The organism is Achromobacter sp. 01N37 (genome assembly GCF_056399725.1).
The window spans coordinates 210,251-237,159 of record NZ_JBFTRX010000002.1; the positions used below are offsets into that span (position 1 = coordinate 210,251).

General features: G+C 63.6%; 21 protein-coding genes and 1 pseudogene. 16 read left to right on the forward strand and 6 right to left on the reverse strand.

Translation table 11 applies throughout. From position 1 onward, the window contains the following. The 3 genes from paoA to paoC are packed head-to-tail and all read left to right on the forward strand — an operon-like array spanning position 1 to position 3,804. Complete coding sequence (gene paoA, locus AC1DSJ_RS04135) at positions 1-642, forward strand: aldehyde dehydrogenase iron-sulfur subunit PaoA (RefSeq protein WP_441371797.1); 642 nt, start codon at positions 1-3, stop codon at positions 640-642. Further along, a complete protein-coding gene (locus tag AC1DSJ_RS04140) occupies positions 639-1,589 on the forward strand; it encodes an FAD binding domain-containing protein (RefSeq protein ID WP_054427811.1) in 951 nt (316 codons plus the stop codon). Before paoA ends, AC1DSJ_RS04140 begins: the two co-directional genes overlap by 4 nt. A 4-nt stretch (positions 1,590-1,593) precedes the next feature. Beyond that, positions 1,594-3,804: an aldehyde oxidoreductase molybdenum-binding subunit PaoC gene (gene paoC / locus AC1DSJ_RS04145; protein ID WP_441371798.1), complete on the forward strand. Its 2,211-nt coding sequence runs from the start codon at positions 1,594-1,596 to the stop codon at positions 3,802-3,804. A 22-nt stretch (positions 3,805-3,826) separates the two neighbouring features. On the opposite strand, the pseudogene AC1DSJ_RS04150 reads toward paoC, so the two are convergent. Then, positions 3,827-3,933: pseudogene (locus AC1DSJ_RS04150) on the reverse strand (cytochrome o ubiquinol oxidase subunit III); the annotation flags it as partial. Between the two features lie 100 nt (positions 3,934-4,033). On the opposite strand from AC1DSJ_RS04150, the gene AC1DSJ_RS04155 reads away from it, so the two are divergent. Beyond that, positions 4,034-5,434, forward strand: a complete 1,401-nt coding sequence (locus AC1DSJ_RS04155) for an aminotransferase-like domain-containing protein (protein WP_054427809.1) — start codon at positions 4,034-4,036, stop codon at positions 5,432-5,434. On the opposite strand, the gene AC1DSJ_RS04160 is transcribed toward AC1DSJ_RS04155, so the two are convergent. Next, positions 5,424-6,347 (reverse strand): LysR substrate-binding domain-containing protein, encoded by a 924-nt coding sequence (locus AC1DSJ_RS04160; protein ID WP_342066985.1) that lies wholly within the window; start codon positions 6,345-6,347, stop codon positions 5,424-5,426. The two genes, AC1DSJ_RS04155 and AC1DSJ_RS04160, sit on opposite strands and share 11 nt — an antisense overlap. Positions 6,348-6,524: 177 nt before the next feature. Between AC1DSJ_RS04160 and AC1DSJ_RS04165 the strand changes: the two genes are divergently transcribed. Both AC1DSJ_RS04165 and AC1DSJ_RS04170 read left to right on the forward strand, forming a co-directional pair. Then, positions 6,525-7,310: an SDR family oxidoreductase gene (locus AC1DSJ_RS04165; RefSeq protein ID WP_441371799.1), complete on the forward strand. Its 786-nt coding sequence runs from the start codon at positions 6,525-6,527 to the stop codon at positions 7,308-7,310. A gap of 61 nt (positions 7,311-7,371) precedes the next feature. After that, positions 7,372-8,307 carry a dihydrodipicolinate synthase family protein gene (locus tag AC1DSJ_RS04170; protein ID WP_175171199.1) on the forward strand — a complete coding sequence of 312 codons (936 nt, stop codon included), beginning with the start codon at positions 7,372-7,374 and terminating at the stop codon, positions 8,305-8,307. A gap of 97 nt (positions 8,308-8,404) precedes the next feature. On the opposite strand, the gene AC1DSJ_RS04175 is transcribed toward AC1DSJ_RS04170, so the two are convergent. Beyond that, positions 8,405-9,442 carry an Ldh family oxidoreductase gene (locus tag AC1DSJ_RS04175; RefSeq protein WP_441371800.1) on the reverse strand — a complete coding sequence of 346 codons (1,038 nt, stop codon included), beginning with the start codon at positions 9,440-9,442 and terminating at the stop codon, positions 8,405-8,407. 197 nt (positions 9,443-9,639) lie between these two features. Between AC1DSJ_RS04175 and AC1DSJ_RS04180 the strand changes: the two genes are divergently transcribed. The 10 genes from AC1DSJ_RS04180 (at position 9,640) to AC1DSJ_RS04225 (ending at position 20,834) form a co-directional block, all read left to right on the forward strand. Further along, positions 9,640-10,488, forward strand: coding sequence for a transporter substrate-binding domain-containing protein (locus tag AC1DSJ_RS04180; protein ID WP_054427806.1), 849 nt, complete (start codon positions 9,640-9,642; stop codon positions 10,486-10,488). A gap of 18 nt (positions 10,489-10,506) precedes the next feature. Further along, on the forward strand, positions 10,507-11,172 hold the full coding sequence (locus AC1DSJ_RS04185) for an amino acid ABC transporter permease (RefSeq protein WP_441371801.1): 666 nt from the start codon (positions 10,507-10,509) through the stop codon (positions 11,170-11,172). Positions 11,173-11,175: 3 nt separating this feature from the next. Beyond that, positions 11,176-11,835 (forward strand): amino acid ABC transporter permease, encoded by a 660-nt coding sequence (locus AC1DSJ_RS04190; RefSeq protein ID WP_342066980.1) that lies wholly within the window; start codon positions 11,176-11,178, stop codon positions 11,833-11,835. Between the two features lie 29 nt (positions 11,836-11,864). Further along, positions 11,865-12,590, forward strand: a complete 726-nt coding sequence (locus AC1DSJ_RS04195) for an amino acid ABC transporter ATP-binding protein (protein ID WP_441371802.1) — start codon at positions 11,865-11,867, stop codon at positions 12,588-12,590. Positions 12,591-12,669: 79 nt separating this feature from the next. Then, complete coding sequence (gene lhpI / locus AC1DSJ_RS04200; RefSeq protein ID WP_441371803.1) at positions 12,670-14,436, forward strand: cis-3-hydroxy-L-proline dehydratase; 1,767 nt, start codon at positions 12,670-12,672, stop codon at positions 14,434-14,436. A 331-nt stretch (positions 14,437-14,767) separates the two neighbouring features. Further along, positions 14,768-15,316, forward strand: coding sequence for a fimbrial protein (locus AC1DSJ_RS04205; protein ID WP_175171203.1), 549 nt, complete (start codon positions 14,768-14,770; stop codon positions 15,314-15,316). A gap of 116 nt (positions 15,317-15,432) precedes the next feature. Further along, on the forward strand, positions 15,433-16,092 hold the full coding sequence (locus AC1DSJ_RS04210; protein ID WP_441371804.1) for a fimbrial biogenesis chaperone: 660 nt from the start codon (positions 15,433-15,435) through the stop codon (positions 16,090-16,092). Positions 16,093-16,240: 148 nt separating this feature from the next. Further along, positions 16,241-18,820 carry a fimbria/pilus outer membrane usher protein gene (locus AC1DSJ_RS04215; RefSeq protein WP_476760268.1) on the forward strand — a complete coding sequence of 860 codons (2,580 nt, stop codon included), beginning with the start codon at positions 16,241-16,243 and terminating at the stop codon, positions 18,818-18,820. Beyond that, positions 18,817-19,596, forward strand: coding sequence for a fimbria/pilus periplasmic chaperone (locus tag AC1DSJ_RS04220; RefSeq protein ID WP_441371806.1), 780 nt, complete (start codon positions 18,817-18,819; stop codon positions 19,594-19,596). Before AC1DSJ_RS04215 ends, AC1DSJ_RS04220 begins: the two co-directional genes overlap by 4 nt. 53 nt (positions 19,597-19,649) lie before the next feature. Continuing rightward, positions 19,650-20,834, forward strand: coding sequence for a fimbrial protein (locus AC1DSJ_RS04225; protein WP_441371807.1), 1,185 nt, complete (start codon positions 19,650-19,652; stop codon positions 20,832-20,834). Positions 20,835-20,952: 118 nt separating this feature from the next. On the opposite strand, the gene AC1DSJ_RS04230 is transcribed toward AC1DSJ_RS04225, so the two are convergent. The 3 genes from AC1DSJ_RS04230 to AC1DSJ_RS04240 form a co-directional block, all read right to left on the reverse strand. Further along, entirely contained in the window at positions 20,953-23,931 is a 2,979-nt protein-coding gene (locus AC1DSJ_RS04230; protein WP_441371808.1) for a two-partner secretion domain-containing protein, read from the reverse strand. 80 nt (positions 23,932-24,011) lie between these two features. Continuing rightward, a complete protein-coding gene (locus AC1DSJ_RS04235) occupies positions 24,012-25,466 on the reverse strand; it encodes a ShlB/FhaC/HecB family hemolysin secretion/activation protein (RefSeq protein ID WP_441371809.1) in 1,455 nt (484 codons plus the stop codon). 618 nt (positions 25,467-26,084) lie between these two features. Continuing rightward, positions 26,085-26,507 (reverse strand): Hpt domain-containing protein, encoded by a 423-nt coding sequence (locus AC1DSJ_RS04240; RefSeq protein WP_427945820.1) that lies wholly within the window; start codon positions 26,505-26,507, stop codon positions 26,085-26,087. Between the last annotated feature and the right edge of the window lie 402 nt (positions 26,508-26,909).

Consider the following 26,909-nt stretch of genomic DNA (forward strand, 5'->3'; position numbering starts at 1 on the left):
TTGGAAAATTCGCTCGCACTCAAGATCACCCGGCGCAATCTGCTGAAGGCAGGCGCCGTGTCCGCCACCGCAATGGCCACGCCATCAATCGCCCACGCGCAGCAGGCGGCCCAGGCCGGCACGCTGCCCATGTCGTCCACCGTGAACTTGCGCGTCAACGGCACCGCGCGCGAATTATCGCTGGACATGCGCACGACCCTGCTTGACGCCTTGCGCGAGCATCTGCACCTGACCGGCACCAAGAAAGGCTGTGATCACGGCCAATGCGGCGCCTGTACGGTGATGCTGGACGGCAGGCGGGTCAATTCCTGTCTGACCTTGGCGGTGATGCACGAAGGCGCCGAGATCACCACCATCGAAGGCCTGGGCACACCCCGCGCGCTGCATCCCTTGCAAGCGGCGTTTGTGAAGCACGACGGCTACCAATGCGGCTACTGTACGCCGGGGCAGATATGCTCCGCCGTCGGCATGCTGGACGAAGTGTCCCAAGGCGTGCCCAGCCACGTCAGCGCCAGCCTGACCGAACGCCCGCTGCTCAGCGCAGACGAGATCCGCGAGCGCATGAGCGGCAACATCTGCCGCTGCGGCGCGTATTCAAACATCGTTGACGCCATTGTCGACGTGGCGGGGGGCAAATCATGAAGCCCTTTACCTATGAGCGCCCCCGCACGCCCGCCGAAGCTGCGGCCAGCGCGGCGCAGATGCGTGGCGCCCGCTTCATCGCGGGCGGCACCAACCTGCTGGACCTGATGAAGCTGGAAGTGGAAACGCCCGCGCACCTGATCGACGTGAACGGCCTGGGCCTGGACCAGATCACCGAGACGCCCGAAGGCGGTTTGCGCGTGGGCAGCCTGGTGCGCAATACGGACCTGGCGGCGGACACACGCATCCGCCGCGACTACGCCGTGCTGTCACGCGCGATTCTGGCGGGCGCGTCCGGGCAGATCCGCAACCGCGCCACCACCGCGGGCAACTTGCTGCAACGCACGCGCTGCCCGTACTTCTACGACACCAACATGCCGTGCAACAAGCGCGCGCCGGGCAGCGGCTGTTCGGCCATTGGCGGCGTGACGCGGCAACTGGCTGTGATTGGCGCAAGCGATGCCTGTATCGCCACGCATCCCAGCGACATGGCGGTGGCCATGCGGCTGCTGGATGCCCAGGTTGAAACCGTGCGCCCGGACGGCGCGGCGCGTGTGATCCCGATTGCGGACTTCTATCGTTTGCCGGGGAACACTCCGCACATCGACACCGCGCTGGACGCGGGCGAACTCATCACGGCCGTCACCTTGCCCAAGCCCGCAGGCGGCACGCACGTCTACCGCAAGGTGCGCGACCGCGCCTCTTTTGCGTTTGCGCTGGTGTCGGTGGGCGCGATTGTGCAGGCGGACGGCAGCGGGCGCGTGGCGATGGGCGGCGTTGCGCCGCAGCCGTGGCGCATGGACGCGGCGGATGCCGCCGTGCCGCAAGGCGCGAAAGCGGTGGCCGACCGGCTGCTGGCCGACGCGCGCCCCACAGACGACAACGCCTTCAAGCTGACCTTGGCGGCGCGAACCCTGAGTGCAGTGCTGGCGCAAGCGAGGGCCTGACGCGATGAAATTCGATACTCCCGCTACCCAAAATCCCATCGATCAATTGAAGATCGTGGGCCATGGCGTTGACCGCATTGACGGCCCGCTGAAAACGACCGGCACGGCGCATTACGCGTATGAACACCACGACACGGCGCCAGACGCCGCCGTGGGCTACGTGCTGGGTTCCGCCATTGCCAAGGGCCGCATCAGCAGCATGGACATCGAGGCCGCGCGGCGCGCGCCCGGCGTGCTGGCCGTGGTCACCGCGCAAAACGCCGGCAAGCTCGGCAAAGGCAAGATGAACACCGCCACCTTGCTGGGCGGCCCCGACGTTGAACACTATCACCAAGCCATTGCGTTGGTGGTGGCCGACACGCTGGAGCAGGCGCGCGCCGCCAGCCGCTTGATTCGCGTGCAGTACGAGCGTGCGCGGGGGGCATTCGATCTGGCGGCGGAAAAAGACGCCGCAGACAAAGCCGGCAAGCCACCGCAGGCGGATCGCGTCGGCGATTTCGAAGGCGCGTTCGCGCAAGCCGCCGTGAAGATCGACCACACCTACACCACGCCCGACCACACCCACGCGATGATGGAGCCGCATGCGTCCACCGCCATGTGGCAAGGCGACGCGCTGACGTTGTGGACGTCGAACCAGATGATCGATTGGGGGCGCAGCGACGTCGCCAAGACCTTGGGAATCTCCAAGGACAAAGTGCGATTGATTTCTCCCTACATCGGCGGCGGCTTTGGCGGCAAGTTGTTTGTGCGATCGGATGCGCTGCTGGCGGCGCTGGGCGCGCGCGCGGCCAAGCGCGCGGTGAAGGTGGCGCTGCAACGCCCGCTGATCGCCAACAACACCACGCACCGTCCGGCGACCATTCAACGCATCCGCATCGGCACGACGCCAGACGGCAAGATCACCGCCATCGGGCATGAAAGCTGGTCGGGCGATTTGCCCGGCGGCAAGCCTGAAGAAGCCGTGCAGCAGACGCGCTTGCTGTATGCCGGCGCCAACCGGCTGACCGCATTGAACTTGATGGAGCTGGACTTGCCCGAAGGCAACGCGATGCGTGCGCCGGGCGAGGCCCCGGGTTTGATGGCGCTGGAAATCGCCATCGATGAAATGGCCGAGGCCGTGAAGCTGGACCCCATCGAATTTCGCGTCCGCAACGACACGCAGGTGGACCCGGAAAAACCTGATCGGCCGTTCTCGCAACGCAGCTTGATCGAGTGCCTGCGTTCAGGCGCCGAGCGCTTTGGCTGGACGGCGCGCAACACGCAGCCGGGAACACGGCGCGAAGGCCGATGGCTGGTGGGCATGGGCGTAGCGGCGGCATTTCGCAACAACCTGGTGATGGATTCCGCCGCGCGGGTACGGCTGGATGCCGCGGGCCAGGTCATCGTGGAAACCGACATGACCGACATTGGCACGGGCAGCTACACCATCATTGCGCAGACCGCCGCCGAGATGCTGGGCGTGCCGTTGGCGAAAGTCGTGGTGCGGCTGGGGGATTCGTCGTTCCCGGTGTCGGCCGGTTCGGGCGGGCAGTGGGGCGCGAACAGCGCCACGGCCGGCGTGTACGCGGCTTGCCAAAAGCTGCGCACGGCCGTGCTGAACAAGCTGGGTTTCAAATCGGAAGGCGCGACGTTCGCCGACGGGTCGGTGACCGAGGACGGCGGCCGGACGGCGCTGCTGCGGCAAGCGGCTAGCGACGGCGAGCTGGTGGTGGAAGGCGGCGTGGAGTTCGGCGACCTGGACAAGAAATTCCAGCAGTCCACGTTCGGCGCGCACTTCGTGGAAGTGGCGGTCGACGCCGACACGGGCGAAACGCGTATCCGCCGCATGCTGGCCGTGTGCGCATCGGGCCGCATTCTGAACCCCAAGACGGCGCGCAGCCAGGTGATTGGCGCAATGACGATGGGCGTGGGGTCGGCGCTGATGGAGGAACTGGCCGTGGACCACCGGGTGGGCTTCTTCGTCAACCACGATCTGGCGGGGTACGAAGTGCCGGTGCATGCCGACATTCCGTCGCAAGAGGTGGTGTTCCTGGACGAAACCGATCCGACGTCGTCGCCGATGAAAGCCAAGGGCGTGGGCGAACTGGGTCTTTGCGGCGTGGGCGCGGCGATTGCCAACGCGGTCTACAACGCCACCGGGGTACGCGTGCGGGACTATCCGATTACGCTGGACAAGTTGCTTGCAGGCTTGCCGGCGATAACGGATCGGGGGTGAGGGGAAGGATGGGTGGCCGTGCTCATACGAACTCTCGCAGGTAGACAAAGGTGAAGACGCAGATCCAGACCAGATCCGGGAAGTGCCGGAACATAGGGGGCAGGACAGGCGGCGCGTGACGATGCCGTCATGACGCCGAAGAAGGCGTTCACGTTGGCGTCGCCGCCCATGGTGTAGAAGGGGTGCAGTATCATCCATACATTGCGACATTCCGGCGCACCTAAAACACATGCAAGACGAAGATTTGTATGCAATTTGGCCGCAACATCTGATCCGTGGCGGTGGCCCGCGCTACCGCCAGATTGCAGATTTCATTGAGCGCGCCGTCGCTGAAAACCAACTCCATCCCGGCGACCGCCTGCCCCCGCAACGTGGGCTGGCGCAGCGGCTGGGGGTGGATCTGACCACCGTCACGCGCGCTTATGCCGAAGCCGGGCAGCGCCGGCTGCTGGACCCGCGCGGCGCGCTGGGCACCTTCATCGCCCGGCCCGCCGCGCAGTCCACTCAGCTGATCGACCTGGGCATGAACATGCCGCCCGTGCCGCTGGGATGCGACTTGCAAGAGCTGGTGCAACGCGGGCTGGCCAAGGTGATGGACCGCCACGACGTCAACGTGATGATGGCGTATCACCTGGCGGGCGGTGGCCCCGATGGCCGCGCCGCAGGTGCCCAATGGCTAGCGCAGGCGTTGGGTCCCATTGACCCCGAACTGGTGCTGGTCTGCCCCGGCGCGCAAGCGGCGCTGGCCGCGCTGATCCTGGCGCTGAGCCAACCCGGCGACAGCATCATTGCCGAGCCGCTGGTGTACCCCGGCCTGCTCAACGCTGCGCAACATCTGGGCCGCCACGTGCTGGCCGCCGAGGTCGACGACGACGGCATGACGCCCGCCGGCCTGGAACGCGCCTGCCGCGAAAGCGGCAGCCGGCTGGTCTATCTGAATCCCACGTTGCAGAATCCGACCACGCACACGATGAGCGCGCGCCGCCGGCGTGATCTGGTGCGATCGGCATCCGCTTGCGGCGCACGCATCATTGAAGACGATCCGTATCGGCTGTTCCTGGACGACGCGCCGCCGCCCTTGGCCAGCCTCGCGCCTGCGTCGGTGTTTCACATCGCCACGCTAGCCAAGTGCCTGACACCGGGTCTGCGCACCGCCTTCGTGCTGAGCCCGGATCAAGACAGCCGCACGCGCGTGATGGCCGCCATGCGTTCCTTCGCGCTGATGGCCACGCCGTTAATGGGCGCGCTGACCACGCAATGGATCGTGAGCGGCACCGCGCAGACCGTGCTGAACGGGGTGCGGGCCGAAGCGCAGGCGCGCCAGCGCGTGGCGCGCAAGCTGTTGCCCGGCCCGTTTGGTTCGGCCTCGGTGGGGATTCATCTGTGGCAGCCGCTGCCGTCGCAATGGATGGCGGCAGATCTGGCGCGCGTGGCGCGTGACGAAGGCTTGAGCGTGGCGTCGTCGGACGCGTTTCAGGTGGGCACGGCTGTGATGGGCAATGCGGCGCAGAATGCCATCCGTATTTCACTGGGCGGCGTGAAAGACCGGCAGGCGCTTGCGGATGCGCTGGAAAAGCTGGCGCGGCTGATGCGCCGCCGCCCTGAGTTTCAGCGTGATCCTATCGTGTAGCGCAGGCCATACCGTTACCCGCCTGGCCGCTTTCTTCCAGCAGCCAGTCGCGGAATGCGGCAACGGGTGAGGTCGCCAATTTCTCTGGCGGCGCCAAAAAGTAATAGCCCGCGCCGGTACTGAATGCCTCATCCAGCGCAGGCGCCAGCACGCCTTGCCGCAGCTCGTCTTCCACCAGGAAGGTCGGCAGCAAGCCGATACCAATACCCGAGGCCACCGCCTGAATCAAATGGGTGGTCAGCTCAAACTGCGCGCCCCAGCGCATCGAACGCACGGGCAGATTGTGCGCTTCAAACCAGCGCTGCCACACTGCCGGGCGGGCGGCCACTTGCAGCAGGCTGTGTTGCGCCAGGTCCGACGGTTGGCGCGTCGGATGGCTGACCGCCAGCTCCGGGCTGATGACCGGAATGACGTATTCATCCATCAAGCGATACGGCGTCAGACCCGGCCAGTCGCCGTCACCCACGGCGATCACGGCATCAATGCCAGCCAGATCCAGATCGAACCGCGTCACGCGCGAATGCAGGTGGACGAGTATGCCCGGGTGGCGCGCGTAGAACCGGTTCAGCCGGGGCATCAGCCACTTGGCGGTAAAGGTGGGCAGCGCGGCCAGATGAATGTCGCCGCGGCCGGTACGGTGCGAGATCGCTTGCAGCGACGCGCTGCGAATGCGCTGTAGCGCGGCCTCCAGTTCCTTCTGATACCGCATGCCGGCTTCGGTCAGCAGAATGCGCCGCTTCTCGCGCCGGAACAGCGCCACTTCCAGCAGATCCTCCAGCGCTTGCACCTGCCGGCTGACGGCGCTTTGGGTCAGCGCGAGCTCGGTCGCGGCGCGGGTAAAGCTGAGGTGGCGCGCGCTGGCCTCAAAGGCCAGCAGCAGCGACATGGACGGGGTCAGACGGCGCGGATTCATTCTGTAAATACATGAATGGTGGGGCATCAATATACCGCGGCACGCTGGAATATATTGAGATGAATCAATCGTTTTCGGTCAAAGGTCATTCATAAAATGAATGATCTGCATGAGGTTTTTCCGTTTTTCACGCCCCGTCGCCTGACGGAAAATAAGGTCTGACTTCAGGAGACAACGATGGATCTGGGTATCAAGAACAAGACGGCGCTGGTGTTGGGCGGTGGCGGCGGGCTGGGCAGCGCGATTGCGGCGTCGCTGGCGCAGGAGGGCGCCAAGGTGGTGGTGGCCGACCTGAACCTCGATGCCGCCACGGCCACGGCGGACAAGCTCCGCGCCGACGGCCTGACGGTGGTGGCCCTGCAGTGGGATCTGCGGGCGCTTGACGCCATCGACAGCCAGGTCGCGTGGATTGAAGCCAACGTGGGCGCGGTCGACATTCTGGTCAACAACACGGGTGGCCCGCCGCCCACACCGTCCTCGGGCCAGACGGCCGATCTGTGGCGCGAGCACTTCGAAGGCATGGTGCTGTCCGTCATCAAACTGACTGACCGCGTGCTGCCCGGCATGCGTGAACGGCAGTGGGGCCGCATCATCACCAGCACGTCGTCGGGCGTGATTGCGCCGATCGCCAACCTGGGTATTTCAAACGCGCTGCGCATGTCGCTGGTGGGCTGGTCCAAAACGCTGGCGCGCGAAGTCGGCAAGGACGGCATCACGTCAAACATCGTGCTGCCGGGCCGCATCGCCACCGCCCGCATCACGTTCCTGGACGAAGCGCGCGCCAAGCGCGAAGGCCGCAGCGTGGAAGACGTCAGCCGCGAAAGCACCGGCACGATTCCGGTGGGACGCTATGGCGACCCCAAGGAATATGGCGACGCGGTGGCATTTCTGGCCAGCACGCGCGCCAGCTACATCACCGGATCGACGATCCGCGTGGACGGCGGCCTGATCGCCAGTATCTGAACGCCATTGATCTGAACGCAACCGTTGCCGAACTTGGCAGCGACATTGAAGGATGTTGAAGATGAAACTGACTGCTGACGCCAAGGGCGTGTTCCCCATTGCGCCCACGCCGTTCTTTGACGACGGCGCGGTGGACCACGCGTCCATCGACCGCATGATGGATTTCTACCAAGCGTGCGGCGCGACCGGCCTGACGGTGCTGGGCCAATTGGGCGAAGCGCCCAAGCTGGATTTCAAGGAATCGCTGGACATCGCCTCGCAGGTGATCGGCAAGGCCGGCGGCATGCCCATCGTGGTGGGCGTGTCGGCGCCGGGTTTTGCGTCCATGCGCTCGCTGACGCGTGAAGTGATGGACCGGGGCGCCGCTGGCGTGATGATCGCGCCGCCCAACACTTTGCGCACGGATGACCAGATCGTCACGTATTACCACCAGGCGGTCGAGGCCATTGGCGATGACGTGCCGTTCGTGCTGCAAGACTATCCGCTGACGTTCTCGGTGCAGATGGCGCCGTCGGTGATCCGCCGCATCGTCACGGACCTGGCCTCTTGCGTGATGCTCAAGCACGAAGACTGGCCCGGCCTGGAAAAGATCTCGGCGCTGCGCCGCTTTGAAGCCGAAGGCGCCATGCGCCACATCTCGATCCTGTGCGGCAACAACGGCCTGTTCCTGGACTACGAAATGGCGCGCGGCGCAGATGGCGCCAACACCGGCTATTGCTTCCCCGACATGCTGTGCGACTTCGTCAAATGGGTGGGCGAGGGCAAAACAGAAGCCGCACATGACTTGTTCGACGCGCACTTGCCGCTGTTGCGCTACGAGCAGCAGCCGGGCGTGGGCCTGGCCGTGCGCAAGTACGTGATGATGCGCCGAGGCATCTTGTCCAGTGCGGCGCAACGCCGTCCGGGCGGCGCGTTGACGCCCGCGGCGAAGGCCGAAGTGGATCATCTGCTGACCCGCTTGGGCAAGCACGATCCGCGCGCGAAGAACCTGGTGTAAGGCTGCGGGCGCGCGGGGCAGCGTGATCTACGGCATGTCCCAGCGTGACGCGCCGGGGCAGCGCGTGCGGCATGCGCCGTTGCCCGCGGTGATGGCTTCAAGTACGGCGAGAGGATGACGGCGTGCTCAGGGCCATCACATCGTCGTAAAGCGCGCGGCCGACCCAGACGCCTTCCCGTTCGCTGACCGCGCGGGCTTTGAAACGCCGCTCGGACGGCAAGCGGGCGCCTTGGCCGCTGATGGCGTCCAGCATCGCTTCGGCGCTGCTGGCGTTGATGGCCCGTTGGCCGCGGCCCAGGATGTCCGGGTCTAGCGCAATCACCAATTCACCATGCAGGGGCGTGCCGCCTGCGCCGTTGTCGAACGCCTGGGATTGCAGGCTGGTCCAGTCGCCAATCAGCGGGCCGGCAAGCAGTTCGATCATGGTCGACAGCGCAGACCCCTTGTACGAGCCAAAGGTCAGCATCGCGCCGTCCAGGCCGGCTGCGGCATCGGTGGTGGGGCGCCCGTCGCGGTCGATGGCCCAGCCTTCGGGAATGGCGCGGCCGCTGCGGCGATGCAATTCGATCTCGCCGCGCGCCACCATGCTGGTCGCGAAATCGAACACGTAGGGGTAGCCGCCCGGACGTGGCCAGGCGAAGGCAAACGGGTTGGTGCCGAAGACGGGGCGCGTGCCGCCTGCGGGCGCTACCCAGCTGTGGCTGGGCGTCATGGCGAGCCCGGCCAGACCGTGTTGGGCGATGGCTTCAACTTCCGGCCACAACGCCGAAAAATGAAAGCAGTTATTAATCGCCAGCACGGCCACGCCATTGCTTTTGGCCTTTTCAACCAGATGCGGCAGGCCTTCCTGAAACGCCAGCAGCGAGTACGCGCGTTGCGCGTCCACTTGTACGACGGCGGGAGTGGGATGGGTAATCAAGGGCAGGGCGGCCGCGTCCACCAAGCCCGTTTTCAACGTGCGCACGCACACCAGCAAACGGTACAAGCCATGTGACTGGCAGTCGTCACGCTGCCCGGCAGTGATGGTCTTTGCGATGGCTGCGGCGTGAGCCGCCGAGAAACCGTTATGTGTCAGTACGTCAAACGACAGTTCGTAGACCTGGTCTATCGAAAGATGGATGTGATCCGTGTTCACGGCGCCTCCCAGTGTGGCGTTGCAGGGCCCAACCCGCGCGACGGCTGTCAGCGGGCCTGGCGTGTTAACGACATTGTCATTCTTGAATCCCGATTCCAAAGAACAATGGTGACTTAATTTGATGGGTTGGTCCACATTGCCCCTGGCATTGCCCAAGCCCCGGAAAACCGCCGCGTTTGATCTACACAGGAATCGATATGACCTACCGTTTTTTGGCACGCGCTGCCGCGATGTTGGCGCCTTGCGCCGTGTTGACGGGTGTTGTCCTGGCTTCGGCCGCCCACGCGCAAAGCTCCCCCACGCTTGAAAAGGTGCTGGCCGCCAACACCCTCAAGTGCGGCGTGCAGCTCGACTTTCCGCCCGCCGGTTTTCGCACGCCCAAGAACGAGCCCGAGGGCTACGACGTTGCGTATTGCAAGGACATGGCTCGCGCGCTGGGCGTCAAGGCCGAGATCATTGAAACGCCGTCGGCCGAGCGCATTCCCGCGCTGGTGTCGAACCGCATCGACGTCCTGATTGCGTCCACCTCGATCACGCCGCAGCGTGCATTGAGCGTGGCGTTCTCGCAGCCTTATCTCAGCCTTCAGAACGTCGTGCTGACGCGCAACGACGCGGGGATCAATCGCTACGAAGACTTCAAGGGCCGCACGATCGGCGGCGTCACCGGCACCACGCAAGCGCTGCAATTGCGTACGTCGTTCGACGCCTGGAACGACGCCCGCGGAAAGTTCATCACGTATGGTTCCGAAGCCGAGACCTATCTGGCGCTGAATCAAAAGAAGATCGATGGGTTGGTGGCCAGTTCCAATACCGCGGACGCGTTGATACGCAGCGGACAGTTTCCGTCGTTCGTGACCAAGGGCGCCACCCACTATCCGCCTGATCTCGTCGGGATTGCGGTGCGGTTGGGCGATACGGCCTTGCTGCGCTGGGTGAACGTGTTTGTCTGGAACCAGGTTCGCACCGGCCGGTATCAAGCGCTTTACGAAACCTATTACGGCACCGCCAACGCACCCGCCCTGAACGTGGCCGGTGTGGACTTCTGATCCGAGTGCTCGCGCCCCATGCTTGATTACACCTTCTACTGGTCCGTCGTGTGGGCAAAGCTGCCCATCCTGCTGGATGGCGCGCGCCGCACCATCGAGATCACCGCGCTATCGATGCTGATCGGCACATGCATCGCGCTGCCGCTCGCGCTGATGCGCAACCGGCCGGGCGGCGTGGGGTACTACGTGGCGACGGCCTGGGTCGAACTGTCGCGCAACACGCCAGCGTTGTTTCAGATCTACATGGCGTATTTCGGTCTGGGCGCCATCGGTATCGATATCCCCAGCTACGCCTCTCTGCTGGCCGCGCTGAGTTTCAACAACGCGGGCTATCTGGCTGAAATATTCCGTGGCGGAATTGCGTCGGTGCCCGCGACTCAGTATGCCGCCGCCCGCTCCTTGGGGCTGACGGCCACGCAGGCGTATACCCGCGTCATTTTTCCTCAGGTCTTCGTGATGGTGTTCTTCCCGTACATCAATCAGCTGAATTGGGCGCTGTTGAACAGTTCGCTGGGGTCGATCATCGGGGTGGCCGAACTGACCGGCGCCACGCAGACCTCACTGGCGGAGTCGTTTCGCACGTTTGAATTCTTCGTTGTCGCCGCCGCGATGTACTACCTGATCTCCAAGGGCATCAGCTTCGTGGCGCGCATGCTGGCCTGGCGCCTGATGGGAAGGGGATGATCCATGCAATTTCAATTTGCCTACGCCGGGTTGCAGTGGGGCGACATGACCTTCGTATTGATCGGCTTGAGCCGCACCTTGTTGCTGGCCGCAATAGCCACCACCTTCGGCACGCTGCTTGGGGTGCTGCTGGGTTGGGCGCGAGAGGCCAATGGCGCCGTGTCAGTGTTGCTGGCGCCCTATGTCGACATCACGCGCAGCATACCGCTGCTGATCCAGTTCATTCTGGTGAACAGCGCGTTCTCGGTGTTGGGCGTGCCGCTTGATCCGCTTCAAGTCGGGGTGCTGACCTTGAGCCTCTATATGGGCGTGCTGACGTCGGAACTGGTGCGCTCGGGGTTACGGTCGGTGCGGCCCGAGCTCACGCGGGCGGCGCGGTCTCTGGGCATGACGTATTGGCAGGAGCTTCGTCATGTTTCCCTGCCGCTGGCGCTACGGACGGTGTTTCCCAGCTGGATCGGCACGGTGCTGGGCCTGACGAAGGATACGGCGCTGGTGAGCGTGGTCGGCTATGTCGAGCTGCTGCGCGCGGCGCAGATCCTCATTACGCGCACCAACGATGCCTTGCTGCTGCTGACCGGCGTGGGCATCGCGTATTTCCTGATCTGCTACCCGGTGTCCCGCTACAGCCGTGCGCTGGAACGCCGTCTTGACGGCGTTTGACGCCGCGCCACTCCTGCCAAGGCAACCCCATGATCGAAATCAAAAACGTAAGAAAGTCGTTCGGCCAGGTCGAGGTCATCAAAGGCATAGACCTGACTATTGCACGGGGCGAGGTCGTGTGCCTGATCGGCGCCAGCGGCTCGGGTAAATCGACGCTGCTTCAATGCATCAACGGGTTGGAGCCGATACAAAGCGGGCAGATCCTGGTGGATGGCGTGGACGTGCATGACAAGCATACGAACCTGAACCAGCTGCGTCAGAAGCTTGGCATCGTGATTCAGCAGTACAACGCGTTTCCGCATTTGTCCGCGCTGGAGAACGTGGCGCTGGCGCCCCGGGTGGTCAAGGGCATGAGCCGCAAGGATGCGCTGGCGCTGGCTGCCGAGTATCTGGATTACGTGGGCTTGAGCCAGCGCGCAACGCTGCGCCCGGTGAAGCTGTCGGGCGGGCAGCAACAACGTCTGGCCATTGCACGCGCGCTGGCGATGCGGCCCGACTACATGCTGTTTGACGAGGTCACCTCGGCGCTGGACCCGGAGTTGGTGGGCGAAGTGCTGGACACGCTGCGCCGGCTGAAGTCATCCGGAATGTCGATGATCGTCGTCACTCACGATATTGCCTTCGCCCGCGAAAGCGGAGATCGGGTGGCCTTCTTTGATCAAGGCACCCTGTGCGAAGTGGGGCCCGCCAAAACCGTCATCAACGCACCGCGCGAAGAAAGAACCCGGCAGTTTTTGCAGCGCGTCCTGAACTAAGGCCAGCGCCTGCGGCAACTGCGTCGCTGCCCACGTGGCACGCGCGCCGGGGATGAATAGGACCAACAGGGAGAAAAAAGTGGATCGCTTTCAGTCGGACACGCCCAAACTGCTGGGCAAGACCTGGGTTCCTGGCGAGGCGTCAGGCGAGGTGCTCTGGACCGATATGGACTTGAGCTTCTGGGGCGGCGTCGACCCGCGCACGGGCGTGGTGATCGACGAGCATCATCCGTTGCACGGGCAATCCCTCTCAGACCGCATCCTGGTGTTGCCGGGCAGTCGGGGCTCGTGTACCGGCAGCGCCGTCATGCTTGAATTGCTGCTGGGCGGCCGGGCCCCGCGGGCGCTGGTGCTGGCCGGCCGCGACGACATCCTCATGCTGGGCGTGCTGGTGGCCGAAGCGGTGTTCGGCAAGAGCATCCCCGTGGTCAGCGTCGGCGCTTCGGCCTTTCTTGCCTTGAAGCAACGCCCATCGCTGCGGGTGCAGGCAGGGGAAGCGCCCGTGCCCATGCCCATGCCCATGCCCGCGCAGACGGACGACGCGGTCATCATTGCCGATGCATCCCATTGGTCGGCGGTGGCATTGGGCGAAGGCGACCTGCGGATGTTGCAAGGGACCGAAGGCAAGGCTGCGCGGGTTGCGATGGAGATCATCGTGCGCATGGCGCGCGCGGCGGGTGCGACGCAACTGCTTGATATCCGGCAAGGCCATATCGACGGCTGCATCTATACCGGGCCGGCAGGCCTGGCGTTCGCCCGGCGGCTGGCCAGTTGGGACGCGAAGGTGAAGATCCCCACGACCATGAACGCCATTTCCGTGGACCGTTGCGCCTGGCGCGCCCAGGGCGTGCCGGCAACGTTGGGCGTGCCAGCCGAAGCGCTGGCCGACGCCTATGTGGCCATGGGAGTGGCGCCCACCTACACCTGTGCGCCCTATCACCTGCCCACGGCGCCGAGGTTCGGCGAGCAGATCGCCTGGGCGGAATCCAATGCGGTTGTCTATGCGAACAGCGTGATCGGTGCGCGCACGGCCAAGTATCCGGATTTCCTGGACATTTTCATCGCGCTGACCGGCCGCGCCGCCGCGGCCAGCAGTCATCTGACACAGAACCGCCGTGCCGTGTTGCAGGTGGACATCGACCCGCCGGCCGATCATGACGATAGCTTTTGGCCCCTGCTGGGTTATCTCGTGGGCGTTTGCGCGGGCCGCGATGTGCCGGTGGTGAATGGACTGCAGGCTGCGTCGCCCACGCTGGACGCGCTGCGCGCGTTTGGCGCCGCGTTCGCCACCACGTCGTCCGCACCCATGTTCCATATCGCGGGCGTCACGCCGGAAGCGCCTGATCTGGCGGCGGCGCTGGGCGGGGCGGAGCCCAACTCGACGCGACGAATCACGGTTGCAGATTTGCGAAACGCGTGGCGGGCATTCAACAAGGCCGAGCGGGATCAGGTGGAATGGGTGGCGTTGGGTAATCCGCACTTTTCTGCCGAAGAAATCACGGCGCTGGCAGAGCGATGCGCTGGCCGGAAGAAGAGCGACACGGTGGGCATCACGGTCACGACCCATGGCGACGTACTGCGTTCTGCGGCAATGGCCGGGCCCGTTGCGGCATTGCGCAGCTTCGGCGTCAGCTTCGTCGTGGACACGTGTTGGTGCGTGATCCAGGCGCCGGTCTTTGACCCCGCCGTCAAGACGGTCATGACCAATTCCGGAAAGTACGCGCATTACGGGCCGGGGCTGGTGGACAGGAACGTACGCTTCGGGTCCTTGGCGGATTGCGTCGACGCGGCCTGTACTGGAACGTTCAGCACCGAACCTCCACTGTGGCTTGCCCAAGGTGGCTGAGCTCAGACACTGCGCTTTGCAATCCAGCAATACAGTCTGCGCATCACCCTCAGATTTCGAGGGGAATATCTGATTAATCAGGGTTTGAATTAAGCATCATCCTAGTTCCTTGAGGGTGTCAAAAAAGTATCGTTCGTGGGTCTGCACAGATCCACGACTTGGTCCGCCAATCAGGTCTGTGTATGTCCTTTCAGCCTTGTGTACGGCATTGCCGTGTCTGGGCTTTTCACAGCGTTGGTAGCCATTTGAAGCACCGTCGGCAAGCAGCTATTGCCCGTTGGCGGTGCCTTTTTTCGAATGGACTTTTTTATCTCTGCATAGAGGAACTCGCATGAAGCGCAGTATTGTGAATACCCTTGCCGCCTCCGGTTTACTCCTGGCCGTGTTGGCGCCCGTATCGACGTATGCCGCCAACGGGGTTATTCAATTTCGCGGTGACATCAGCGACACGACGTGCGCCGTCGATGTTTCGTCGGCCACGGGCTCGGAAGTGCGGTTTGGCACCGTCAAACCGGATGCCGTCATTGCCGGCACCGCGCCGGCCCTGAGTTTCGACATCAACGTGGGTGGCGGGGCCGATTGCACCAATGGCAAGAAGGCCATGTTGAGCTTCGACCGCAACGACGTCGACCTGGTGTCCAACAACGTTCCGCTGTATGCGGGCGGTGCGGGCAACGTGCAAATCGAAATCTCCAACAGCACGAACGGCGTGAAGGGCGACAAGGTGCTGCTTGGCCAGGTTGGCGCGGTGGAAGCCGAGATCGTCGACAACGCGGCGAAGTACTCGTACTTCGCGCAGTATGTGCGCCGGGACAACGCGGCTCCGGTCACGCCGGGCGATGGTAACGCGCGCCTGAACTTTACGGTCAACGTCCGCTAATTGCTGTCAGCGAYATGACGTTTGACTCTGGAATCCTTGCGCGCGGCGCATCGTTACTTGCTGTGTCGTCCGCAGTGATCCTGGCAGCTTGGGCCACCCCGGTCCAAGCTGCGATCGTGCTGGACGGAACTCGCGTTGTGATCTCGTCCGATGCGCGCAGTGTCACGCTTGGCATGCAGAACACGGGTGATGTGCCCGTGCTGGCGCAGAACTGGATCGATGACGGGCGGCAAGACGCCTTGCCTGCGGATATCAATGTGCCGTTCATCCTGACGCCGGCCATCGTTCGGGTAGAACCCAGTGGTTCGGCGGTGGTTCGCATTTCGTACACCCGTGAACCGCTGCCTGCTGATCGCGAAAGCCTGTTCTATCTGAACGTGATGGAAACGCCTCCGCGCGTGGCGGGCGCTGAGAACGCACTGATGTTCAACATCAGAACGCGCATCAAGATCTTCTTTCGGCCGGTCTCATTGAAGCAAGGGGTGGGCGGCGCGCCCGGCAAGCTCGGCTGGAAGCTCGCGCGCAGTGCGAAGGGCAAGACTGTGCTTGAAGTCGCCAATCCGACGCCGTACCACGTCACGTTGGTGGGCATTGGGCTGTACTCCAAGAACGGTCGAGTCGATGCCGGTAGCGGCATGGTGGCGCCCTTTGACACCGCACGTTTTGAATTGCCCGCAGCTGGCATTTCAGCTACCCAAAAAGGGCTGAGCGTTCGCTACGAAATTGTCAACGACTACGGCGGGTTGCAGCCTCAGGATATGCGCCTGCTTGATTGACTCCCCGTCACTTTGACTGTGGTTGGGCCAAGGAGCCAATTCGCCCGAGATGGAACCTTTACGCTTGCGGACTTTCGTTCGCGTCTCTGCACGCCCATCGCCTCTGATCGCGACGCCTGCCGCGCCCTCGCGGCGGCCAATCGGAGGCATGATGGCGCTGGCTTTCGCCCTGGGTGTCGCGGCAACCGCCACGAACGCGCAGGACGAAATCGCCATCTTCGACCCGAACATGCTGGTGCAAGGCATCGGCGGCGTCACCATTGATACGCGCCGGTTTCAGCGCGTGAATTACGCCGAGGCCGGCACACATCATTTGGATGTCTACTTCAACGGCCAATGGCGCGGGGTCGAGGACATCGAGTTCCGTCACATCGAGGGCTTCGATAGCGCCGTGCCTTGCTATGACACCGCCTTTCTCGACCGGGGCGGGCTGGATCTGAACAAGGTGTCGCGCGCAGAAGGCGTTGATCCCTTGCCGGACGCGCTGACCTGCGAAGAGCTGGCCGCATACGTGCCGGGCGGTCAGATAAAGCTGGATATGGCCCAACAGCGCCTGTACATCACCTACCCCGAATACCTGCAACGGCTGGCGGCGTCGCACCGGTATGTGGACCCGTCGCAATGGGACAGCGGCATGACGGCGGCGCGACTGAACTACACGGCCAACGTGTACACCAGCGAAGGCGCGGGGCGCCGCATGACGCGGGGATACTCGGGGCTGAACCTGGGCGTCAATGTGGGCGCGCTGCGGTTCCGGCACACGGGATCGGTCACCTGGTCCACCCGCAACGGAGCCAGGTATCAAGCCAGTTCCTACTATGTGCAAACTGATTTGCCCTCGTGGCAATCACAGTTGCTGCTGGGGGAAAGCGCCACCAGCGGCGAACTGTTCGACTCGGTGACGTTCCGGGGCGTTCAACTTGCCAGCGATGACCGTATGTTGCCCGAGACCCTGCGGTACTACACGCCCATCGTGCGGGGCACGGCCAACAGCAATGCCAAGGTGTCGGTCTATCAGCGCGGCTTTCTTGTGTATGAAACGACCGTCTCGCCCGGCCCGTTTGCGATTGAAGACGTGCGCGCCAACAGCTATGGCGGCGACCTGGACGTACGCGTGACGGAAGCCGATGGCAGCTCACGCAGCTTCGTGGTGCCGTTTGCCACGATCGTGCAGTTGCTCAGACCGGGCACGACCCAATACAGCCTGACTGCGGGCCGCGCAGCAGACCCGGGGCTGCGCGGCAGTTCGCAGTACGTCCTGCAAGGAACGCTCAAACGCGGGGTGGGCGACGCCGTGACGGCCTACGGCGGGCTGGCCTTTACCGACGATTACCGCTCGATGCTGTTGGGTGCGGCGATGAGTACGCGGATAGGCGCTTTTGCGGCGGACGTCACGACAGCGCGCGCCRACTTGCCGGGCGCGGGCAAGCGCAGCGGCGCCAGCTACCGGCTGACCTACAGCAAGGATTTGCCGAACAGCGGCACCAGCTTTTCGTTGCTGGCGTACCGGTACTCCACCAGCGGATACGTCGGCTTGGGAGAGGCCGTCGCCGCCGGGAGAACGGCGTACGGAGACGGCTACCGCCCATTTCGCGACAACGGCATGCGCAGCCGCTTCGACGCGAACATCAATCAGGCGCTGGGTGAGCGGTGGGGCAGCGTGTATGTGGCGGGCTCGGCGGCGAACTACTGGAGCGAGCGGGGCAACGCCTTGAACTTTGCATTGGGCTACAGCAATTCCTGGAACCGCATTTCGTATTCCTTAGGCGTGCAGCGGGTGCACAACGCGGGCGGCGCAGACGGGTATCGTCGTGGCAATGGCGACCGAAGCACGCAGGTGACGCTGAATATCTCCATCCCCTTGGGCAGCGCAGCCTCGGGCGGATCGTCCCGATTGAATACGTTCTACAGCCGCGACAGCCAGTCTGGAACCCGCCTCACCACGGGTGTGACGGGCGCATTGGATGAGGAAAGCGCCGGCACTTACTCGGTATCTGCCTCTCACACGGGCGGCAATGGCTCCAATACGGCGGATGCCAGCCTGGCGTACCAATTCCCTCAGGTATCGGTGTCGGCAAGCGTAGGCGCGGGCCAGGGGTACCGCCAGGCGTCCATGAGCGCCAATGGCGGTGTCTTGGTGCACGGCGGCGGCGTGACGTTCGCCCAGGCAATGGGCGAGACCGTGGCGCTGGTCGAGGCCAAGGGCGCTCAGGGCGCGCGGGTAGGGTACGGCTTCAATCAGGTGGACGCTCGCGGCTACGCCATCGTTGGCCATCTGACGCCGTATCGCCTGAACTCGGTGGACCTGGACCCCAAGAATATTCCGGACGACATTGAACTGAAGACCAGCTCGGTCAACATCGCGCCCCGGGCCGGGGCCATCGCCAAACTGGTTTACCCGACGCTGCGTGCGCGCCAACTGCTGATTCGCAGCACGCAGGCCGACGGCGCTTCGCTGCCGTTTGGCGCCGAGGTCATCGATGTGGCAACCGCATTGCCGGTGGGCGTGGTCGGGCAGGGCAGCCGTATCGTCATGCGCGCCGAACAAGACAGCGGTACGGTGCGTGTGCAGTGGGGAACGGGTGACGATGAGCAATGCCTGATTGACTACCAATTGCCCGAGCGGAACACGTCCACGGGCTATGACGTGCTTGAGCTGGCCTGCACCGCGGGGGTGGCAACGCCGGTGTTGAAGGCGGCGGCGGGCGACGCGCTGACGATGCGATGAATGCGCCTGTCTTGCCTGCTGGTTACCGAGTCATCCTGTGTCTTGCCTTGGCGCTGGGGCTGAGCGCGGCTGCGCGCGCCGATCTCGCTGTGGTGGGCACGCGTCATGTCTACCCGGCAAACGACAAAGCACTGACGATTCAAACCCGCAACACGGGCGAGCGGCCGATTCTGGTGCAGGTGTGGCTGGATCAAGGAAGCCGTGATGCGGACCCCAGCCAGCTGGCGGTGCCGTTTGTCGTGGCGCCGCCCGTGTTTCGTCTGAACGCGCATGAACGCGCGGCGGTGTCGTTGCGGCACACGGGTGAACCCATGCCCACAGATCGGGAATCCGTATTCTGGATCAATTTTCTGAACGTGCCGTCGAGTACGCCTTCGGTGGCGGGCGACGCGCCTAATCGCTTGAAGTTGTCGCATCGCTTCCGCATGAAAGTGCTGTACCGGCCATCGGGCTTGGCGGGATCGGCGCGTGAGGCCATTGATCAGGTGAGGTGGACGTATCGCAATGCGGCAGAGGGGGCGCAGGGCGAGGGCGTGCTTGAAGCGTGGAATCCGTCGGCCTACTTCGTGTCGTTCGCCCGCGTGGAATTCAAGGCCCGTGCGGGCCCCGTCCTGCTGGACGGACTGACCGTGGCGCCTTTGGGCGGAACGCGCTTTCCGCTGGCGCCGGGCGTCATCCCGTTAGCCGGCCGGGACGCACTGCGGTTTGAAGCGCCGACGGACGACGGCGTCATGGTGCAGGGCACGAGCGCGCTCGCGACGAGCGCGATGAAGTGAAGCAGGGCGGCGGGTGCCGGTAAGCCGCCGTCAATCAAACTAGGAAGACAAACATGGCAAGCAGGGGTGTGTTGCGGCGTCTTGGCACGGGAGGATTGGCGGGCGTGTTGCTGGCGGTGGCAGCGCCGATGGCGTGGGGCCAGTCAACGCAGAAAGGCCTGATCGCCGGGAATTGCACCTGGAGCAATAAGCTAGGCTCGCGATGGAATCCGCTTAGGCCGCAACTTAGCAGTGCGGCGCAAGTGAGTGATGTGCTGTCTGAAAGAAGTGCTTTTGTGACGACGGATTTTACCTATGAGGATTACGGCGATCCTTCGGAGGAATACGAATTGATCGTGGCGGCAATTTGGGAGCCCAGGTTGGCTGTGGATCAAAACGGCTGGGCCAAGACCAACGTTCCCGGCATCTCCATGGCGATACTGGCAAACGGCCAGGCAGTGTTGCCCGGCAATCTTCCGGTGGTGGTGGCAAAGCACGCGCTGGCTGTCAACGACGGAAAGCCGAAGCCGAAACATGATTCGGTGCATACCGCTTTGATCCAACAGCTTGTGTTGGCCTCCCCGCTGGATCAGTTGCCTTCCAACGGGCCGCAGAGTGTGACCGGTGTCGCCCTTGGCGCGGGATTCGCGCTGTATGCAATGAGCTTTCCGAAAGGTAATCCGTATCAACTCGGACAAACGATTCCGCGCTTTCCGTCTTATCCCGCAGGGCCGCAGGTTTGTGTCTCTACCAAGCTGGGCCCCTTGCTGGGAAGCGGCATCATGGGACTTGGGGCGGGTGGCAGCGAGGTGGTGTTTTCCAATGCCTGCGAAGCGGGGCTGACACAGACCAAGACCGTGGAACTGGGGTCCTACTCGCTGCGTGATTTTCCCGGTCAAGGAGCCACCTCTGAAGAAAAACCATTTGATATTACGCTGAGCAAATGCAGCGCCCTTGCCAAACCCAAAATTTCCTTTACCGCCAAACACGGCGCCAGTGCTGACAAGACTGTGCTGAAGCTCGATCCCAAAGTGGACGACCGGGGATTGCCACCGGCCAAAGGCGTGGGCATTGTGATGATTAACGCGGCGACCAACAAGCGCATCGAATTCGGCAAGTTCTATGACATGGCGAGAGCCGGCGCGGACAGCGCAAGCATATTTCTGCGCGCCAGCTATTTGCGCACCGCCGCGCACCCGGCCCAGATGGCAGGCGGACATGCGAATGGGACAGCGGAGTTCACCATCGAATTTCCCTGATGACTGATGATGGCGTGATAGGAAAGAAGGCCGTACGGTTTAACCCGTACGGCCTTTTTCATGCCCTGGAACTTAGGCGTGGAAAGTGCTTTAGACGATCAAAGGGGCATGAAGTCCATTAGCGGATGATGCCGGTATTCTTTCCCGCGACCGCGCCGTGCGTCTGGCCCAGCAACCACGTGTACCAGTGCGTTTTGATGCGGCCCGCGGCGCTAGACCTTTCAATCAGTCCTTGATTCAATCCGGCGATGCCTCCAATCGTTGTGTGGTGAGCGCCTTCCAGGGTTCCACGCGCAGTGGCGTTGAAGATAAATCCGTTGCGCGCGTTCACGCCAGCGATGCCGCCGATACGGCTTTGATCATGGCCCCACACTGCACCAGACGCGACAGCCGAATCGATTCTGCCGTTATTGGTGCCTACCAATCCTCCGACGGACGAATGCCTGTAGGCGGTGACATTGCCGTTTGCGCGCACGCGTTGCAGACTTCCATCGTTGGTGCCGACCAGGCCGCCGGCCGATGCGTTGTGGCCGGTCTCGATAGAAGCATGTGATTCGGAGTCTCTGATGACGCCGCTGTTGTAGCCGACCAGACCGCCGATTTGTGCGCCCTTCTGGCTCTTGCGCGCGTCGACTCGTCCGGAGGAGTGGCCTTCCTCGATCCGGCTATCGCTTCCGACGTTCGCGCCCACCAGTCCGCCGACGTTATGGCCTTCCCAATCTGCGACTTTTCCATTGGATCTGACGTTGAGCAGTTCGCCTCGATCATTATTGCTGCCCACCGCTCCGCCCGTGTTGCCGGCGCCAAAGGCTTCGACGGTGTTGCTCGCGATCGCGTGGTAAATCGCGCCGCCGTTGTTGGCCCCTACCAGGCCGCCGGTGTTGCCGAGTTTGCCGCCCTGGACAAGACCGCCAGCCTGTGAGGACTCAATGAAGCTGTCGGTGTGGTTGCCAACCAAGCCGCCCACATTAATGCCATCACTGCGGGTTGCCGTCTTACCCGTGGCGGACGAATGGTGGACAGACCCACGGTTGTTGACCCCTACCAGCCCTCCCATGCCGCCTGTCGAACTGCGCTGCATGTCGCCGGATACGGTAGCGGTCGACGCGCTGTTCCGGATCATCCCGCGGCCCGTAGCACCCCCCTTGTTCTCGCCCACCAGACCGCCTGCGGCTCGGGTATGACCGTTGCTTCGTACGTTGCCCGACACCGTGGCGCGTTGAATGATGGCGCCCTCGTTGGTGCCGACCAGGCCACCGATGACATTTTCGCGATTGGCGGAACCCTCTACGACCGTGCTCCAGGATTTGACGTTGTAGAGCTCCCCGCCAATATTCAAGCCCACCAGCGAGCCTATCGACATCGCTGCCAGACTATCGCGCGCCCCGCTAACCGTCACGGACTTCAGAACGGTGTTGCGGATCACGCCGGAGGACGCCGCGAATAGTCCAAGATTGGCGCCGCTGCCCTTTATCGAGAGGTTCTCTATCGTGTGACCCAGACCATCGAACGTGCCTGAGAATGTGCCGCTTTCGCCGCCGATGGCTTGAAAATTGGCCTTGGCCCCCATGCTGTTCCCCAATACATAATGACCGTCCAGGCGCTTGTTAATGGCCTGCAACTGGGACACGTTTTGGATCACGGTGTGCTCCCGGCCATTGGCGCTGAACGTCGTCGCCGCGCCGGACAGCATCACGGTCGCGCCATCCGCGATCTCGTAGCCATTCAATGCGTTGATCGTCATCCTGCTCTTGGCGCCTGTGACACCCAGAGAGCCATTGATAAGCGCGCCCGCTCCTGCATGCACGGACAAATGGACATTCGCGCCCGAGCCGCGCACGCTGCTATTGATGTTGGCGTTTTGGCTGGTGTGCAGACTCAAAGCACTGGAGCTGGCCCAGGAGACTGGGCCATTGATCGAAAGATCGCCGTCGACGGCGGTCAACGCAACTGCCGTGGTGGCAAGGTTCTGGCTGAGCGTGTTGCTGTGTATCGTCAGGCCCTCGGCGTTGGCGCCTACTGTGTTGACCTTCACGATGTTGCTGTCGATGTTCCAGATGCCGCTCTTGCCCTTGTTTGCACGGGTATCCGTCTGGGTGGTCTGCTGGACGCGCACTTCACTTCCCCGTGTGGTAACGGCGCCGCCGTCTCCTTGGCCGCCCAACGCCGCAGCGCTCATCGTGCCGGCGACCCTTACCAAGCCTTGTGTGCCACCATCCAACAAGATCCTGCCCGCCTTGCCGGACAACGTGTTGGCTTCGATGATGCCCTCGCTGTTAATAACCGTTCTTAACGTGGCGTTTGCGGCGTCAGTCTTGATGAGCACCTGGCCGCCGTTCGCTTGCAGCAGGTTGCCATTACTGGCTATTGCGGCGACGGCGGCGCGGTCGATTTGCAGATCCAGGAGTTGGTTGTCCTGGAACGTCAGCGTGAAGGCTTCGCCCGCGGCCAGAGCGATGGTGCCCAGCTGCGCACGGATAACGCCTTGGTTGTTGACGTTCGCTCCGAGCAATGCAACGCCGCCTCCGCCGTTCACCGTGATGGCGCCATAGTTCTCGACCGCCGATGCACTGTCACCGGCAAAGACGTAATGGCTGCCGATAAAGTCGGCGTCCTGAATAGGTTGCGTGGATGCGACGAGGCCGCCCACGTTGACTTCTGCCCCGTGCTTGAATATCACGCCGCTCGGGTTGATCAGGAAGACCCGGCCATTGGCCTCGAGCTTGCCGTTGATCTCGGTATGTGGAAAGTTGGTGACTTTATTCAATGCCGCGGACGTGCTGCTGGGCTGCTCGAACCTGACGGTATTCCCGGCGCTGATGTCAAACGAGGTCCAGTCCGCGATGATCTTCTCGCTGTTCTGCTGAATGACCATCTGTCCGGCGTCTGTCGTAATCGTGGCGTCGCCATGCGTGATGGTGCCGCCTGTCGGTAACGCTTGCGCGCAAAAGTGGGTGCTCAGGCCGAGCAGCGCAATGGCCGCTGCGGCGGCACGGGCGCCCGATTGGGTGGACTTGCCCCGACGGCGCGCGCACTCGCTGGCGGCGATCCAGGCGCGTCGCGATTCGCTCCACACTAATGCATAGGTCTTGTTCAAAGCTCTCTCCAGGGATGGATGGGTGCCCTTAACGCCTGCGGCATTGGCCCAGGACGATGCAACAAGGGCGGTGTCTACGCTTAGAAATACCGGGTGGCTTGCACCCAGAAGCGTGGCTCTTGATCCGTCGCGGTGCGTGGCATGCTTTGCTGCAAGGGCCAGGCGGCGCTGACGTTGATCAAATGGGTGGGCGCGGCATGGGCAATGCCGACGCCAAAGGCGGTCAGGAAATGGCGGTTGCGTTCGTCCGTCCAGCTGTGCTTGCTGGCCTGCACCGAACCGGTGTCGATGAATGCCGATAGCTGCAAGCCCGGCAGGGGCAGATAACGCAGCTCGCCCGAGGCCTGCCAGCCCTGGTCGCCGCTGGCCGCGCCGGGCGCGAATGCGCGAACGCCGTACGGGCCGCCCAGGCTGAACTTTTCCGAACTGTTCAGGTTCTTGCTGGACCATTGCGCACGCAGGCGGCCATAGAACTGCACGGGACCCGCGACGTGCTGCAAGCGGCCCAGGCTGGCATTGACCACGCCGAACCCGCCGCCCGCGTGCTTGAAGCGCCGGTCTTCATCGCGCAGCGCCGTATCGCCAAAGCGCAAGTTGCCCCGGGAAAAACTCAGATAGGCGGCGTTGCGCCCGCCGCCCAGGATGTGGTCGCGGGCGCTGGCGTTCAGCGCGGCCGTCCACAAGCCGACGCGATGCGCGCGCGTGTAGTCCACGGCGTCGTAGTCGTCTTGCAAGCGCTTGTGTTCGTATTGCAGCGTGGCCTGCACGGTGGCATCGCGGCTGCGCAACAGGGTTTGCCTGATGTAAACGTTTGCCGTGTCGGCGCGCCCGTGCGCTTCCAGGTAGTTGAATTCCCGGCCCAATTCATAACGCATGGCCGACATGCCGGCGCCCACGCGCGTGGACCAGGGGCCTAGCGGCAGGGAGTAGTCGACGTGGTAGTAGCGTTGTTGGCGGTCGCTTGAGAGCAGGCGCACATCGAGCTGGTCGCCCAGCGTCAAGGGGCTGTTGATGCTGGCCGCTGCGCTCAGCCGGTATTCCCCGGTGTAGGCGCCGCCGTAGTTGTCGGCGTCAACGCTGCCGGAAATCCAGGGGCCCGAGTCCGCATTGACGATCAGGTCGGTGGCCCCCGTCGCCGAGCCTGCGCGCAAAGTGCCTTTGGCGGTGACGCCCGGGATATCGTTCAACGCGAGCAGCGCACGGTCGAGCTCGGCGCCATGTACCGCATCGCCGCTATGCAACGCATCAAGGGCGGGTTGCAGCACGTGGTTGCGGGTGCGTGAGGCATTGTTCAGAACGACCTGCCCATACACCCCTTCCAGCACGCTGATCCGCACGATGCCGTTCTGAATTTCCTGCGCGGGCAGGTAGGCGCGCGCCAGCGGATAACCGCCGCGCTGATAGTGGGCCGTGAGGCGCGCGGCGGCGCTGCGCAGGCCGTTGAGGTCTTGCTCGGAGCCGACCAGGTCGGCCAGCAACGCCTGCAATGCGGCGCTGTCGTAAACGCGGTTGCCGTCCAGCTGGAAGCCCTGCACCCTGATGGTGGCAAGGGGGGCGGCGTTGTCGGCAGCAGGGCTTGCGGGTGCGCCGGGTTCACGCAGGTCGAGCGCCGGCGCGGGGCGGCGGGCGGCGGGGCCGGGATGGTGGATTCCAGATCCCGGATAGAGCGGCCGGCGTCGGGTACCTGCGCCCAGGCGGGTTGGGCAAAGAGCAGCGCCAGGCAGGCGGCCCGGTGGGGCATGGTGCGGAAGTGTCGAAATAGCGTGTGGGACGTCTTGGCGAGCGCCATGCAGCGGGCGCCGCCGTGTCGTAGGGTCATCAGGGTCATCCGTATGGGACGCTGGCGTCGCAGACGTGAACGCGGCGCGAATGGGCGTCAGAGACGTGGCGTGGACGCGAAAAATCAGGTCACGCGATGCAAGCGGCCAATATACGGAGCGGGCAGGAATCAAGCCCTATGAAGAGTACGAATTCCGCGGTTGACGATTCCGATTCGTGTCCGAGGTGTGCCCGGGGTTTGTCCGAGCAGGGGGCCGAGCAGGGTTCGAGCAGGGTCTGAACTGTGCCCGAGATGTGCCCGAGATGTGCCCGAGCAGGGGCCGAGCTGTGCCCTAGCGGTGTCGGGAACGTGTCCGACACCTGAATCGTGGCATTCAGGGCGGCGGCCCGTCGGCTTCTTGCGCCATGCGCTCGCAGGACTCGCCGAACTCGCGCATGGCGTCTTCCATGTTTTGAACGCAGCGGGTCAGCGTGAAGGGCGAGGCCTTGGGATCAAGGCAGGCGGCCCCGAGCGCGGTACAGTGCGCAACGAGTTGCGTGTCGCCCATCATTTGTGCGGCGCCTTTGATGCGGTGCGCCAGTTGGCGCAACGCCAGGCGGTCGCCGTTGTCATGCAGCCGGCGCAACTGCTGCTTGTCGACGTCGTTGGCTTTGACGAATGCGCTGGCCAGCGTGCGGATGCGAGCGGGGTCGGCCGCGGTCAAGTCGCTGATCATGCGCACGCGTTGTTCATGGCGGCGTTCGCGGTCTTCGGGCCGAGGGGGCAGCACAAGCGCCGTCACGTCAGGTGAGGCCATGTTTTGGTCTTGGTCTAGGGCGAGTGCGGTGGGTCTGGAGGGGGAAGTCCCGGCTTCCAATGGGTCTTTTTCTTTCATGGGCCTGGCTAGCGTCCTGAGTGCCGGTACGCGGGATCAGACAATATGCGCCAAAAGAGAGGCGTCGTCTGTGGGATTGGTCTGAGGCGTATTAGGATTACGTCTGACTCATGCGCGGCAACGGTACGAAACTGGCACTTTCGTATTCTTCCTATTTGTTTATTAGGTGTACGGCAGCACTATATCGGTCTATCGCTCTAGTGGTTTGACACCGACGAAGCACCCATGAGTATCATCCGATAAATGAGAAACCTCGTTTTCGCCGATCGTCGACATTGCGCGAGAACGAGAATGTTGCCCGGGGAGTCCCAATGTGGAAGAGGG

Excerpts from the sequence above, each read along its gene's own strand:
- AC1DSJ_RS04190 (WP_342066980.1), top strand. The coding sequence starts at position 11,176 with ATGCAATTTCAATTTGCCTACGCCGGGTTGCAGTGGGGCGACATGACC.
- AC1DSJ_RS04225 (WP_441371807.1), top strand. The coding sequence starts at position 19,650 with ATGGCAAGCAGGGGTGTGTTGCGGCGTCTTGGCACGGGAGGATTGGCG.
- paoC (WP_441371798.1), top strand. The coding sequence starts at position 1,594 with ATGAAATTCGATACTCCCGCTACCCAAAATCCCATCGATCAATTGAAG.
- AC1DSJ_RS04160 (WP_342066985.1), bottom strand. The coding sequence starts at position 6,347 with ATGAATCCGCGCCGTCTGACCCCGTCCATGTCGCTGCTGCTGGCCTTT.
- AC1DSJ_RS04140 (WP_054427811.1), top strand. The coding sequence starts at position 639 with ATGAAGCCCTTTACCTATGAGCGCCCCCGCACGCCCGCCGAAGCTGCG.
- AC1DSJ_RS04165 (WP_441371799.1), top strand. The coding sequence starts at position 6,525 with ATGGATCTGGGTATCAAGAACAAGACGGCGCTGGTGTTGGGCGGTGGC.
- AC1DSJ_RS04195 (WP_441371802.1), top strand. The coding sequence starts at position 11,865 with ATGATCGAAATCAAAAACGTAAGAAAGTCGTTCGGCCAGGTCGAGGTC.
- AC1DSJ_RS04170 (WP_175171199.1), top strand. The coding sequence starts at position 7,372 with ATGAAACTGACTGCTGACGCCAAGGGCGTGTTCCCCATTGCGCCCACG.
- AC1DSJ_RS04240 (WP_427945820.1), bottom strand. The coding sequence starts at position 26,507 with ATGGCCTCACCTGACGTGACGGCGCTTGTGCTGCCCCCTCGGCCCGAA.
- AC1DSJ_RS04220 (WP_441371806.1), top strand. The coding sequence starts at position 18,817 with ATGAATGCGCCTGTCTTGCCTGCTGGTTACCGAGTCATCCTGTGTCTT.
- AC1DSJ_RS04205 (WP_175171203.1), top strand. The coding sequence starts at position 14,768 with ATGAAGCGCAGTATTGTGAATACCCTTGCCGCCTCCGGTTTACTCCTG.
- AC1DSJ_RS04155 (WP_054427809.1), top strand. The coding sequence starts at position 4,034 with ATGCAAGACGAAGATTTGTATGCAATTTGGCCGCAACATCTGATCCGT.
- AC1DSJ_RS04180 (WP_054427806.1), top strand. The coding sequence starts at position 9,640 with ATGACCTACCGTTTTTTGGCACGCGCTGCCGCGATGTTGGCGCCTTGC.
- AC1DSJ_RS04185 (WP_441371801.1), top strand. The coding sequence starts at position 10,507 with ATGCTTGATTACACCTTCTACTGGTCCGTCGTGTGGGCAAAGCTGCCC.